The 13,100-nt window shown below is 67.2% G+C and carries 14 protein-coding genes; 12 read left to right on the top strand and 2 right to left on the bottom strand.

All coding sequences use genetic code 11. The annotated features are described in order from the left end of the window. From ACTHJF_RS08925 to ACTHJF_RS08980, 12 genes are all read left to right on the top strand, one after another. Positions 1 to 1,228 (top strand): chemotaxis protein CheA (locus tag ACTHJF_RS08925; protein WP_440266802.1); only part of this gene is annotated, 1,228 nt, incomplete at its 5' end. Between the two features lie 167 nt (positions 1,229 to 1,395). Continuing rightward, positions 1,396 to 3,087 (top strand): methyl-accepting chemotaxis protein, encoded by a 1,692-nt coding sequence (locus tag ACTHJF_RS08930; RefSeq protein ID WP_440266803.1) that lies wholly within the window; start codon positions 1,396 to 1,398, stop codon positions 3,085 to 3,087. Between the two features lie 90 nt (positions 3,088 to 3,177). After that, on the top strand, positions 3,178 to 3,681 hold the full coding sequence (locus tag ACTHJF_RS08935) for a chemotaxis protein CheW (RefSeq protein ID WP_440266804.1): 504 nt from the start codon (positions 3,178 to 3,180) through the stop codon (positions 3,679 to 3,681). Between the two features lie 503 nt (positions 3,682 to 4,184). Next, a complete protein-coding gene (locus ACTHJF_RS08940; RefSeq protein WP_431634026.1) occupies positions 4,185 to 4,691 on the top strand; it encodes a chemotaxis protein CheW in 507 nt (168 codons plus the stop codon). A gap of 11 nt (positions 4,692 to 4,702) precedes the next feature. Then, positions 4,703 to 6,433, top strand: a complete 1,731-nt coding sequence (locus ACTHJF_RS08945; RefSeq protein ID WP_440266805.1) for a methyl-accepting chemotaxis protein — start codon at positions 4,703 to 4,705, stop codon at positions 6,431 to 6,433. A gap of 3 nt (positions 6,434 to 6,436) precedes the next feature. Further along, complete coding sequence (locus tag ACTHJF_RS08950; protein WP_440266806.1) at positions 6,437 to 7,327, top strand: CheR family methyltransferase; 891 nt, start codon at positions 6,437 to 6,439, stop codon at positions 7,325 to 7,327. Continuing rightward, the gene (gene cheD, locus ACTHJF_RS08955; protein WP_440258988.1) at positions 7,324 to 7,992 is read left to right on the top strand and encodes a chemoreceptor glutamine deamidase CheD; all 669 of its coding nucleotides are present in this window, start codon (positions 7,324 to 7,326) and stop codon (positions 7,990 to 7,992) included. The genes ACTHJF_RS08950 and cheD overlap by 4 nt, the downstream gene beginning before the upstream one ends. Positions 7,993 to 8,268: 276 nt before the next feature. Next, on the top strand, positions 8,269 to 9,360 hold the full coding sequence (locus ACTHJF_RS08960) for a protein-glutamate methylesterase/protein-glutamine glutaminase (RefSeq protein ID WP_440266807.1): 1,092 nt from the start codon (positions 8,269 to 8,271) through the stop codon (positions 9,358 to 9,360). Between the two features lie 14 nt (positions 9,361 to 9,374). Beyond that, on the top strand, positions 9,375 to 10,553 hold the full coding sequence (locus tag ACTHJF_RS08965; protein ID WP_440266808.1) for a methyl-accepting chemotaxis protein: 1,179 nt from the start codon (positions 9,375 to 9,377) through the stop codon (positions 10,551 to 10,553). Positions 10,554 to 10,564: 11 nt separating this feature from the next. After that, positions 10,565 to 10,870, top strand: coding sequence for an STAS domain-containing protein (locus ACTHJF_RS08970; protein WP_440266809.1), 306 nt, complete (start codon positions 10,565 to 10,567; stop codon positions 10,868 to 10,870). A gap of 178 nt (positions 10,871 to 11,048) precedes the next feature. Next, entirely contained in the window at positions 11,049 to 11,612 is a 564-nt protein-coding gene (locus ACTHJF_RS08975; RefSeq protein ID WP_440266810.1) for a hypothetical protein, read from the top strand. A gap of 93 nt (positions 11,613 to 11,705) precedes the next feature. Then, the gene (locus ACTHJF_RS08980; protein ID WP_440266811.1) at positions 11,706 to 11,891 is read left to right on the top strand and encodes a hypothetical protein; all 186 of its coding nucleotides are present in this window, start codon (positions 11,706 to 11,708) and stop codon (positions 11,889 to 11,891) included. A gap of 95 nt (positions 11,892 to 11,986) precedes the next feature. On the opposite strand, the gene ACTHJF_RS08985 is transcribed toward ACTHJF_RS08980, so the two are convergent. After that, the gene (locus tag ACTHJF_RS08985; RefSeq protein ID WP_440266812.1) at positions 11,987 to 12,334 is read right to left on the bottom strand and encodes a hypothetical protein; all 348 of its coding nucleotides are present in this window, start codon (positions 12,332 to 12,334) and stop codon (positions 11,987 to 11,989) included. A 117-nt stretch (positions 12,335 to 12,451) separates the two neighbouring features. Beyond that, positions 12,452 to 13,024: an NUDIX hydrolase gene (locus ACTHJF_RS08990; protein WP_440266813.1), complete on the bottom strand. Its 573-nt coding sequence runs from the start codon at positions 13,022 to 13,024 to the stop codon at positions 12,452 to 12,454. Positions 13,025 to 13,100: the final 76 nt, after the last annotated feature.

Here is a 13,100-nt window from a genome sequence, read left to right on the forward strand (position 1 = left end):
AGCGAGCATCGCCGAGGCGGCCGCGCGCGGCACGCGCGAGGCCAATGCCGATTCGGGTTCGGTGCGCGTGTCGATCGACAAGATCGACGGCATGATCAACCTGGTCGGCGAGCTGGTGATCACCCAGTCGATGCTCGACCAGTTCCGCGAGGGCTTCGACATCAACAAGCTGGCCCTGCTGCAGGAAGGCCTGACCCAGCTGGCACGTCACACGCGCGAGCTGCAGGAAAGCGTGATGGGCATCCGCATGCTGCCGATCGGCTCGGTGTTCAATCGTTTCCCGCGGCTGGTGCGCGACCTCAGCGGCAAGCTGGGTAAGAACGTGCGCCTGGACATGCACGGCGAGCACACCGAGCTGGACAAGACGGTGCTGGAAAAGATCGGTGACCCGCTGGTGCACCTGGTGCGCAACGCGATCGACCACGGCCTGGAAATGCCCGACAAGCGTCGCGCGGCGGGCAAGGTGGAGCAGGGCACGCTGCGGCTGGAGGCATTCCACCGCGGTGGCTCCATCGTGGTGGAAGTGGCCGACGACGGTGCCGGCCTCAATCGCGAAGCGATCGTCGCCAAGGCGATCCAACGCGGACTGATTTCCTCCGGTGAGGGTATGAGTGACGACGCGGTGGCCGAGCTGATCTTCCAGCCCGGGTTCTCCACCGCCGCGGTCACCACCGATCTCTCCGGACGCGGCGTGGGCATGGACGTGGTCCGCCGCAACGTGGCCGATCTCGGCGGCACGGTCACTATCCGTTCCACCCCGGGCAAGGGCAGCGTGTTCACCATCGTGCTGCCGCTCACGCTCGCCATCATCGATGGCCTCACCGCCGCGGTGGGCGAGGAGTGCTACATCGTGCCGCTGGTGTCGATCGTCGAGTCGGTGCAGCTCAAGGCCGAAGCGGTGCGCAGCGTGGTTGGCGGCGGCGAGCTGTTCAAGTTCCGCGGCGAGTACCTGCCGGTAATCCGCCTGCACGAGGTGTTCGGTTGCGAGGGCGCGAAACACGCCATTGAGGACGGCCTGATGATTGTGGTCGAGGGCGATGGCACCCGCGTGGGCCTGTTCGTCGACGGCCTGGTCGGTCAGCAGCAGGCGGTGGTGAAGTCGCTGGAGGCGAACTATCGCCGCGTGTCCGGCGTGTCCGGCGCGACCATCCTGGCCGATGGCTCGGTGGCGCTGATCGTCGACATCGCCGGCCTGGTGCGCATGCAGGCACGCCGCAAGGCCGCCTGAGCGGCTCGATAGCAGGAAAGCGGCGCGGGGGCGCGCCGGTTGAATGGGGGAAGTCTGTGGCGCCGGGACCGGCGCGACAGTCGGCTGGAACGCCGGACCGGCAAGTGCAGGGACCTTCCATGGGCATGCGTCGCACGCCCGACTTTCATTCACTCTGGTAAACCGCCATGCGTACCCCCGCTCAAATGCTCGACCGCCTCAGCCTGCAAGCCCGCGTGTGGCTGGTTATCGTGCTCGTCATCGCTGGTCTGGCCGCGCTTACCGTGGTCAGCGCGGTGGAAACCCGCAAGCAGCAGATGGCCACGCTCACCACCGACCTGGCCAACCACGTGGCCAGTGCCGTGGCGATTGCCGACAGCTTCGAACAGCGCGCCAAGGCTGGCGAGTTCGACGACGCCGAGGCACGAAAGCGTGCGCTGGCGGCGATCCAGTCCATGCGCTGGGACCAGGGCACCGGCTACCTGTTCGCGTTCGATTCGGGGCTGGTCATGCGCATGCATCCCATCTCTCCGGCGCTGGTGAATACCAACGTCGGCGAGAAGGCCGACCCCAACGGCAAGAAGCTGTTCCAGGCGATGCTGTCCACCGACAAGGAGGCAGGCGCCGGCGTCACCGAATACATGTGGCCGCTGCCGGACAGCAAGGAGCAGGCGCCGAAGATCAGCTATACGGCCTGGTATAAGCCGTGGGACCTGCATTTCGGCACCGGTGCGTACTACACCAACATCAACGCGGCGTATCGCCATAACCTGCTGGCCCAGCTGCTGCGAGCCGGCCTGATCGGCCTGCTGGTGATCCTGGTGGTGTGGCAGTCGATGCGCTCGATCCGGCTGGGTATCGGCGGCGAGCCGTCGTTTGCCGTCGCCATGGCCGCGCGCATCGCCGATGGCGATCTGCAGAAGCCCGCCGGCGAGCCGGAGTTCGCCCCGGCCAGCCTGCTTGGCGCGCTGCAGCGCATGCGCGACAAGCTCACCGGCATCGTGCACGAGGTGCAGCGCGGATCGCAGGTGGTCTCCACCGCCGCGCGGCAGATCGCCAGCGGCAACGACGACCTGAGCCAGCGCACGCAAGAGCAGGCGTCCTCGCTGGAAGAAACCGCCGCCTCGATGGAGGAGATGACCTCCACCGTCAAGCAGAGCGCCGAAAACGCCAGCCACGCCAACCAGCTCGCCGCCAGCGCGCGGGTGCAGGCCGAACGCGGCGGCGACGTGGCATCGCGCGCCAGCGGTGCCATGCGCGAGATCGAGGTGGCCAGCCGGCAGATCACCGACATCGTGCAGCTGATCGACGAGGTCGCCTTCCAGACCAACCTGCTCGCGCTCAATGCCGCGGTGGAAGCGGCGCGTGCGGGCGAGCAGGGCCGCGGTTTCGCCGTGGTCGCCACCGAGGTACGCAACCTGGCCCAGCGCAGTGCCGCGGCGGCCAAGGACATCAAGGTGCTGATCAACACCACGGTGGACAAGGTGCAGGCGGGCAGCGCGCTGGTGGACGAATCGTCCGCCGCGCTCGGCGAGATCATCGGCAGCGTCAAGCGCGTCACCGACATCGTGGCCGAGATCGCCGCGGCGGCGCACGAGCAGTCCTCCGGCATCGACCAGGTGAACCACGCCGTCACCCAGATGGACGAGGTCACCCAGCAGAACGCGGCGCTGGTGGAGGAGGCGTCCGCCGCCGCCCGCGCCATGCAGGAACAGGCCGACGCGCTGGCCGAGCAGATGCGCTACTTCCGCGTGCGGGACGAGTCTATCGCGGCGCCTGCGCCAGCCACCGCACCAGTCGCGCGAGTGGTGCGCGCGCCCGTTGCCGCCCGCACCCCGGCGATGCAGCCGGTGGCAGCCGGCGCCTGGCAGGAGTTCTAAACCCACCGCAGCCCCGCTGGCATGGCGCCGGCGGGGCCAATCTGCGGAGCGCGTAGCGCTCCGTTCCGCGTCACAGGACCCGACGACGCCATGACCGACGCTTCCGCCTCCTTGCAGTCGCACTACCTCACCTTTTTGCTCGGCGAGGATCTCTACGCGATCACCCTTGGCGCGGTGAAGGACATCCGCGCCAGCGGCGCCGTGCAGCCGTTGCGTGAGGTGCCAGGCTACGTGGTGGGCCGACTTGAGCATGCACTCGGCCCCACACCGCTGGTGGACCTGCGCCAGCGCATCGGCCTGCCCGCGCTGGCCGGCGGACCGTCGGTGACGGTGGTACTGGAACGGGCCGGCCAGCGCCTCGCGGTACTCACCGACGCGGTCGCTGAGGTCGTCGACCTGGGCCTGCCCGACGAGCCGGCGGCCGCGAGCGACGAGCCGGACGCCCGCGCCGAACTCGCCTGGCTCAAGGGCGCCGCCGCCGCTGGCGAACGCATGGTGCTGGTGCTCGACCCGGATCAACTGCTCCCCCCTGCCGACCGCGGCGCCGTGCACACCGCGATGGCCGCCACCACCACCACCGTCCAAGCCACCTGACCACCCCGCCCCGTAGGTGGCCGAACTGGTTTGGCGTACGCGCTCCTTGTAGGAGCCCGTTCACGGGCGATGGCTTCGCTCTGGATCCCTGGCAGATCCCAAGAGCATCGCCCGCAAGCGGGCTCCTACAGGTGGGCGGGGCGGTTTTGGCGTACGCGCTCCTTGTAGGAGCCCGTTCACGGGCGATGCCTTCGCTCTGGATCCCTGGCAGATCCCAAGAGCATCGCCCGCAAGCGGGCTCCTACAGGTGGGCGCGGCGGTTTTGGCGTACGCGCTCCTTGTAGGAGCCCGTTCACGGGCGATGCCTTCGCTCTGGATTCCCCGGCAGATCCCAAGAGCATCGCCCGCAAGCGGGCTCCTGCAGGTGGGCGGGGTAACTCGTGCATCGCCCGCTCCGCCCGCGCCTCGCGACGCCGGTTCAACCGCTCAAGTTTCCCCGTTTCCGGTCGATCTGCTGGCTGACAGCGAGCGCCGCACGGCGTTCCGGTAGATGAGGCCCGTCCATGTCCGATGCTTCCACCCACGACGCCCCAGCGTCGCAGTACCTCACCCTCAACCTCGCGCAAGAGGAATACGGCGTGGACATCCTCGCCGTGCGCGAGATCCGCGGCTGGACGCCGGTGACGCGCATTCCGCAGGCGCCGTCGTACGTGCTGGGCGTGCTCAACCTGCGCGGCGCGATCGTACCGGTGATCGACATGCGCCTGCGCTTCGGCCTGCCGCGCGAGGAATACACCGCCAACACCGTGACCGTGATCGTCACGGTAGCCGGGCGCAATTTTGGCGTGGTGGTCGATGGCGTGTCCGATGTGCTCGACGTGACCGCCGCCAACCTGCGCCCGGTGCCGGACATGGGCACCACCGTGGATACCGAATACCTCAAGGGGCTCACCGCCGTGGACGAGCGGATGGTGTTGCTGCTTGACGTGGACAAGCTGTTGCAGCCGCAGGACGCGCAGATGCTCGAAGCCGCCCTTCCCGCGGCCGCCGAAGTGAAAGCCGTTGCCTGACAGGAACTGACATGAAATTGCCCAAGCTTGCGTTCAAGATCCCCTCCCTGACCATCCGTTGGCGCCTGCGGTTGGTGCTGGGCATGCTCATGCTGATGCTGCTCATTGGGGCGGCGATCGGTTTCGGCTCGATGCAGCAGCAGAACGAGGGGCTGCGCCGCGTGTATCAGGACGAGATGGTGCCGGCCAGCATGGTCGCGCGCATCAACAACAAGTCGCTGCTCGCTTTCATCCTGATGAGCGAAGCCAGCGGCATGGTCGCCAAGCCCGACCAGCTCAAGCAGAAGATGGCCGAGTACACGGCCTTGCAGGCCGAGCTGACCAAGCTCAAGGGCGAGTTCGACAAGCTGCCCAAGAGCCCCGGGGTAGAAGCCGAGTACAAGAAGTACAAGGCCGACGACGCCGACTACGCCTCGGCGCGAAAGGACATGGAAGACGCCCTCAACCAGGCCGACGCCGGCGCCGCCGACGTGCTGGAGATGGAGGTGCGTCCGCTCTTGCTCACTCGCCAGGGCAAGCTGAACAAGCTGATGGAAGTACAGCGTGCCGAGGCGATGGGCATCTATGAGGCGCAGGTCGCTCGCTACAAGCTGGTGCGCGCGGTCAGCGTCACGGCCCTGGCGCTGGGCCTGTTGCTGGCGATCTTCATGGCGCTGACCCTGAGCCGCTCGATCATCCGCACCCTGGCCTACGCCGGCCGTATCGCCCGCGAGATCGCGCAGGGCAAGCTCGGCCACGACATCCAGGTCAATCGCAAGGACGAGCTGGGCGAGCTGCTCGACGCGTTCCGCACGATGGATCTGCGCCTCTCGGCGATCGTCAGCGAAGTGCGCAACGGTTCGGGTGAAGTCAGCACGGCGGCGCAGCAGATCGCCCGCGGCAATGACGATCTCAGCCAGCGCACCCAGGAGCAGGCCTCCTCGCTGGAAGAAACCGCCTCGTCGATGGAGCAGATGACCTCCACCGTCAAGCAGAACGCCGAGAACGCCAGTCACGCCAACCAGCTCGCCCGCGGTGCCCGCGAACAGGCCGAGCGCGGTGGCGAAGTGGTGACCCAGGCAGTGGTCGCGATGAAGGCGATCAACGAATCCAGCCGCAAGATTTCCGACATCGTCAGCCTGATCGACGAGATTGCCTTCCAGACCAACCTGCTGGCGCTGAACGCCGCGGTGGAAGCCGCTCGAGCCGGCGAGCAGGGCCGCGGCTTCGCGGTGGTCGCCACCGAGGTGCGCAACCTGGCCCAGCGCAGCGCCGGCGCGGCCAAGGAGATCAAGGGCCTGATCAAGGACAGCGCCGAGAAGGTGCAAAACGGCACCAGCCTGGTCGACCAGACCGGCAAGTCGCTGGCCGAGATCGTCGACAGCGTGAAGAAGGTCACCGACATAGTCGCCGAGATCGCCGCGGCCAGCGCCGAGCAGTCCGCCGGCATCGACCAGGTCAACCACGCCGTGCTGCAGATGGACGAGATGACTCAGCAGAACGCCGCCCTGGTGGAAGAGGCCGCTGCGGCCGCCCGCGCCATGCAGGAGCAGGCCGCCGAGCTGACTCAACAGGTGGGCTTCTTCCAGCTGGACGAGCGCATGGGCGACATGGCCACGTCGGTCACCACCCGCGCCAAGACCGTGGCGGCCGAAGCCGAGGCTGTGTTCGCCGCGGTGCGCAGCACCCCGGCTCAGCCCGCCCCCAAGGCTAGCCCGCGGATGGCCGAGACGGCCGACGCTGGCGCCTGGAAGGAGTTCTGATCGATGGCCGTGCCCGTCATGAACGACGATCGCGTCACGGCGGGCGCCCCGGCTTCGGCACTGAACGGGCCGTCGCTGGGTGACGCGGAGTTCGAGTTCCTGCGCCGCTTCGTGTACGACCAGTGCGGCATCGCACTGAGCGAGCAGAAGCGCCAGCTGGTGCAGGGTCGACTGCAGCGCCGCCTGCGCGCGCTGCGCCTGCGCGACTTCGCCGACTACTGCGAGGTGCTCAAGCGCGAGCCGGAGGCCGAGCTCGGCGAGCTGGCCAGTGCCATCAGCACCAACGTCACGGCGTTCTTCCGCGAGATGCACCACTACGACCTGCTGGTCGAGAAGCTGCTGCCGGAGTGGCTGGAGCACAAGCGCCGGCAGGGCGATCGGCTGCGCATCTGGTCGGCCGGCTGTTCCACCGGCGAGGAGCCCTACGCGTTGGCGATGGTGCTGGCCGAGGCGCTCGAACGCAGCGGTGCCTCCATCGATGCGAAGATTCTCGCCACCGATCTGTCGCCCCAGGCGCTGGAAGCGGCGCGCAAGGGCGTCTATGCGGTGGACCGGCTGGGCGGGGTGAGCGACGAGCGACGCAAGCGCTGGTTCCTGCGCGGACAGGGCGAATACGAAGGGCTGGTGTCGGTGCACCCGCGCCTGCGCGAGCTGGTCACCATCCTGCCGCTGAACCTGTTGCACGACTGGCCGATGCAAGGTCCGTTCGACGCGATCTTCTGCCGCAACGTGGTGATCTATTTCGACAAGCCGACCAAGGAAAAGCTGTTCGCGCGCTATGCGCAGATGCTGCCGGCGGGGGGTTACCTGTTCCTCGGCCACTCCGAGTCGATGCATGGACTGAGCAACGATTTCGAACTGATCGGACGCACCGTCTACCGGAAACGGCCATGAGCGCCGTCGCCCCCGTGCTGCCACCGGCGCCGGGCAGCGGGGCGGGTGCCGTGCTGCCCGGGTTCGAGCACATGCGCCGCTTCTGGGATCCGGCCCATTCGCTGATGACGGTGAAGGTGCTGCCGGGCGAGTACTACGTGAGCCGGCAGGACGAGCTGGTCTCCACGGTGCTGGGTTCGTGCGTCTCCGCCTGCATCCACGACCGCCGGCTCAAGCTCGGCGGCATGAACCACTTCATGCTGCCCGAGCCCAGTGGTGAGCGCGGTGCCGAGCGCGACAGCTGGTCGGCCACCGTGGGGCGCGCGGCGCGCTACGGCAACGACGCGATGGAGCACCTGATCAACGCCCTGCTCAAGGCCGGCAGCCGGCGCGAGGACTGGGACGTGAAGGTGTTCGGCGGCGGCCGCGTGCTGTCGCAGATGACCGACGTGGGCAGCCGCAACATCGAGTTCGTGCAGCGCTACTTGCGCACGGAAGGCCTGGCGGTGACCGCCTCGGACCTGGGCGACGTGTACCCGCGCCAGGTGCAGTTCTTCCCAGTGAGCGGAAAAGTGCGCGTGCGGCAGATGCGCGGGCGCGACGAGTTCGCCCTGGTGGCACGCGAGAAGCAGTACCTCAAGCAGTTGGCGAACGATCCGATAAAGGGAGAGGTGGAGTTGTTCTGAGGTGGGCTTTTCGACCATCCGGCGAGCCGGTGTTTGCGAATCAACCCTCAGAGTTTCGGTCGTCATTCCCGCGAAGGCGGGAATCCATGTTGACCTTGTGCAAGAGCACGATGGATGACCGACTCCGCCGTTGAAAGGCGCCTCCCGCCTTCGCGGGAATGACGCCCGGCAAGGGTGGCGCTGCAGTGAGTAGCGCACACCTCGGCAAAGCATCGAAGCACGCCACCGCGACACGGTGTCGACACGTTGAAAGAGCAGGCAGAGAGAACGGACAAGATGGAAAGAGTACGCGTCCTGGTGGTCGATGATTCCGCGCTGGTGCGGAAGCTCATGTCGACCATGCTCTCCTGCGACCCGCGCATCGAGGTGGTCGGCACGGCGCCGGACCCGCTGGTGGCGCGCGAGAAGATCAAGCAGCTCAACCCCGACGTGCTCACGCTCGACGTGGAAATGCCGCGCATGGACGGCATCACCTTCCTGGAAAACCTGATGCGGCTGCGGCCGATGCCGGTGGTGATGGTGTCCTCGCTGACCGAACAGGGGGCCGAGGTGACGCTGCGCGCGCTGGAGCTGGGCGCGGTGGACTTCTTCACCAAGCCCAACAGCGACCTGGCCAATACCTTTGCCGAGGGCGCGCAGGAGATCTGTGCCAAGGTGATCGCCGCCGCGTGCGCCAAGCCGCGCATGCGCACCGAGGTGCGCAAGCTCGACGTGCCGCCGCGGCTCTCCGCCGACGCGGTGCTGCCAAGGGCCAGTGGTGCCGGCACCCGCGCGGGCAGCCCGATGATCGCCATCGGCGCGTCCACCGGCGGCACCGAAGCGATTCGCGTGGTGCTGGAACAGATGCCGCCGGATGCGCCGCCGATCCTTATCACCCAGCACATTCCCGCCGCCTTCAGTGGCCCGTTCGCCGCGCGCATGGACCATTGCTCGGCGATGCGCGTGTGCGAGGCGCACGACGGCCAGCCGATCCAGCCCGGCCACGCCTACATCGCGCCGGGCAGCCAGCATCTGCTGGTGATGTGGGACGGCGCCAGGCACGTATGTCGCCTGCACGATGGCCCGCCGGTGAACCGGCACAAGCCCAGTGTGGACGTGCTGTTCCGCTCCATGGCCGCCAGCGCCGGCGCCTCCACCGTGGCGGTGCTGCTCACCGGCATGGGCGACGACGGCGCACGCGGCCTGCTGGAACTGAGTCAGGCCGGTGCCCGCACCCTCGTGCAGGACGAAGCCAGCTCGGTGGTGTGGGGCATGCCCGGCGCCGCCTGGAAACTCGGCGCGGCGCGTGAGGCGCTGCCGCTGGACGACATTGCCGCGCGCCTGCTCACGCTGGCGCGCCAACCCTTCAAGAGCGCCGTCGGCGCGTGATCGAGCGAACAACCATGGCTGCCATGTCTTTCTTCCATTCCCGTCTCGTCGCCGGCCTGCTGGCCAGTACGGCGGCGCTGCTGCTGTGCCTGGTCTGGCATCCGGTGTGGCTGGCGCCACTGCTGGTGATTGCGCTCACCGCCGTGTGGATCGTCGAGAGTCGCCGCGTGCCGGCGGCCGCGCCGGTCGAAACGGCCGTGGCGATGAACACCGCACCGGTGCGCGAGGCGTTGGAAGACGTGCGCGGCGCGCTGGTGGACGAGCTCGGCCACGCCACCCGCGAGCTGCACCAGGCGATGGACCTGCTGCGCGACGCGGTGCTCGAGCTGGGCGGCGGCTTCGATGGCTTGTCGCGCAAGACTGGCCAGCAGCAGTCGCTGCTGGCGCAGATCATCGGCGCGCAGAACGGCGAGGTGTCGGTGCAGGACTTCGCCGACCGCACCTCCGACCTGCTGGAGCACTTCGTTGGGATGATCGTGCAGATGTCGCGCGAGAGCCTGCGCATCGTCTACCGCATCGACGGCATGGCGAAGGAGATGGACGCGGTGTTCGGCCTGCTGAAGAACGTCAACACGATCGCTGAGGAAACCAATCTGCTGGCGCTGAACGCCTCGATCGAGGCGGCGCGCGCCGGGGAGGCCGGCCGCGGCTTTGCGGTGGTGGCCGGCGAGATCCGCAACCTGGCCAGCCACTCCAACCAGTTCAACGAGCAGATCGGCAGCCACGTCGAGCGCGCCCGCGGTGCGATGGAGCAGCTGCGTGGCCTGGTCGGCACCATGGCCTCGCAGGATCTCAACGTGGCGCTGTCGGCCAAGGGCGGCATCGACGCGATGATGGCCCACGTCACCGAAAGCGACGCGCGCACCAGCGCCGTGGCCGACCAGGTAGTGGAGATCAACCGCGGCCTGGGCAGCGACGTGGCCACCACGGTGCGCTCGCTGCAGTTCGAGGACATCCTGAGCCAGCTGATCAACCAGACCCGCACGCGCCTGGTGGAACTGCAGGAAGTGACCGCCGAATGCACTCGCGATATCGAGCGCCTGGCCTGCGATCCGATGGATTCGGCGGTGCTCGCCGAGCGCGCCGAACAGGTACGCAGCCGCCTGGCGATCCAGCGCGAGAAGGCGCGCCTGCGCTCGCGCGGCCCGGCGCTGCAGAGCTCGATGGACGCCGGCGAAATCGAACTGTTCTGAAGGAATTTTCCATGAGCCTGACCGTTCACCACGACAGCGAACACGACTGCCTCACCCTGCAACTGGGCGAGCGCTTCGACTTCTCCGTGCACCGCGATTTCCACGACGCCTGCCTGGGCGCCGATGCGCGCGCGCGCAGCTACATCGTCGATCTCAGCGAGGTCGCCAGCATGGACAGCTCCGCGCTGGGCATGCTGCTGCTGTTGCGCGAACACGCTGGCGCCGACCACGCCGACATCCGCATCGTCAATGCCGGCAGCGAACTGCGCAGCACGCTCAAGGTGGCCGGCTTCGACAAGTTGTTCGTGCTGCACTGAGTGCGGACTCATTTCCTGCGCCGAGAGGCCGGAAATACAGATGTATGCGGGGCTCGCCCGCCGCGTTGGTCGCGAATATTCGGGCCCACATGCCGAAGCTGCAGCTTCGTCAATGATAGGAAGTTGAATGCGCAAGATTTAGGTAATTGCATTTGCGCTGCTCATATCAGGCTGCGGAGTGAAGCAGCAGACCATCAGGCTGACGATGCCTGAGCTACGAGTGGATCAGCCTGATGGCCGTCCGATAGTGGTTGGCGCAGTGATCGATGCGCGGGAGGCTCCCGAGAACAGTCATCTGTCTGCGACCGATCTCGCGAAGAATGTCGGCGGCGCCTGGAGGGGCGGCAACGGCGTTCGCGTTGATCTCGAGCATGGAGACGTCCCTGCTGAAGTTCGCGAACTCGTTGTGCAGAGCTTGCGGGCAGTTGGCTACCGCGTACTTCCTAGCCGCCACGGTCGCGACGACATGCCGATGGTGTCCATCAAGCTCACTAAATTCGCGGTGATTATGCCCTTCGATTTCTGGCGGGCCGCCACCTACTCGCAACACATGCTCGCGGACATATCGACCGAGATCTCCACCAAGAGAAAGGACGGTTCAATCCGTCAGTTCCAGGTGTCTGGGCATGGTGAAAACGTCTATCAGCGAATTACTCCAGAAAACTGGGAGATCGCAATCAATCGCGCCATGTCGGATTACTCGGGACAACTGAGGCGCGCTGCTGTGGACTTCGAAAACTGAGTGAACCCGGTGGCTTGAGCTTCGCCCACCGCGTCCCCGCGCAATTATCTGGCGAGCCATGGAGCAGCGGCGCGCACGGCGGACGCTTCAAGGATGTCGTGGCTGCTGCGTCGCCTCACTTTCCAACGGTTCGACGTGGCTGGCCAGCCGGCCGGACCGCACGAGTTCGTGCTGCGCCAGTTCGCGGCGCCGGGTGTCGATGCGGTACTCGGCACCGGTTTCTTCTCGACGCACGTGGTGTGCCTGGATCCATCGCGCGGGCGCGTGGCGTTTCGCTGAGGCAGCGCGCGAGGCAAAAGAACGCGCGAGACAAAAGAAAACGGGGGCCTCTCGGCCCCCGTTCGCTACTTGGCAGTGGTGATGCGTGGAACGGCTTACCAGGTGCGCACCGAAGCGATCGTCACCGTGTAAGTGGCCATGTCCGGCGAGTAGCGGAACAGACGGCCGAGGTCGAAGTCAACCGCCTGACCCGGCGCGATGTTGGTGGTGCCGGCCGGCCAGCCCTTCTTCTCCTGGATCACGCGACCGCTGGCGTCCTTCGCGGCGATGCTGATCTGCGCAGCGGCGGCCTCGGCGCACTTGTTCATCACCTGGCCCTTCATGGACATGCGGGCGCCCTGGGCAACCTTGAAATCCTGGATGGTGAAATCGGTGGGAGCGCAGGCAGCGTGGGCGGCCAGCGGGGCCAGCATCAGCACGGCGGAGGCGAGCAGGATCTTCATGGGTGGGGTTCCCTCGGGTGGATTGGAAGCGTTGCCCTAGGAATCGACCTGCCCCGGCATTTCTTTAGGGCAGCATCACGACCCATGCGTGATGCAGTTCACATTTTTCCGGCCGCTTCAGCGCACCCCACCACCCACGTGCTCGAGGAACCACAGCCCGGCAAACAGCTTCGGGTCGATCGAGTAGCCTTCGGCGGCACGCGCAAACAGCCAGGCGCCGGCCTCGCGGCGCGGCACCTCGTGCACGAGGATGTCCTCGCTCTCATCGCCTCCGCCTTCGCCCACCTTGACCAGGTCCCACGCACGGGCAAAGGCGATCATCTCGGTGCTCATGCCGGACGACGACGGCCCGGCGTGGATGAACTCGATGCGACTGCAGCGGTAGCCGGTTTCCTCTTCCAGCTCGCGCTCGGCGGCAATCAGCGCACTCTCGTCGGCTTGCCCGGCGATGTCGCCGACCAGGCCGGCGGGCATCTCGATGGTGCGCTGGAGGATGGAGACGCGGTACTGCTCGACGAACAGGATGTGGTCCTCCGGCGTCACCGCCAGGATGATCACCGCCCCGCCGGGATTGTTGCGCTCGGCGTATTCCCAGCGGCCGCGCCGGCGCAGGCTGAGCCAGCGGCCTTCATAGAGGGTTTCCACGGCGGCGTGGGCGTCGGGCGGTGTCGGCACGGTCTCGGGATTCATCCGGGCATGGTGCCCGGCGTCGCCCGCCCGCTCAACTACCCATGCCCATAAATTCCGCCCTGTAGGAGCCCGCTCG

Origin of the sequence: Dyella sp., from assembly GCF_051962475.1 — a bacterium.
Taxonomy (GTDB): Bacteria; Pseudomonadota; Gammaproteobacteria; order Xanthomonadales; family Rhodanobacteraceae; genus Dyella_A.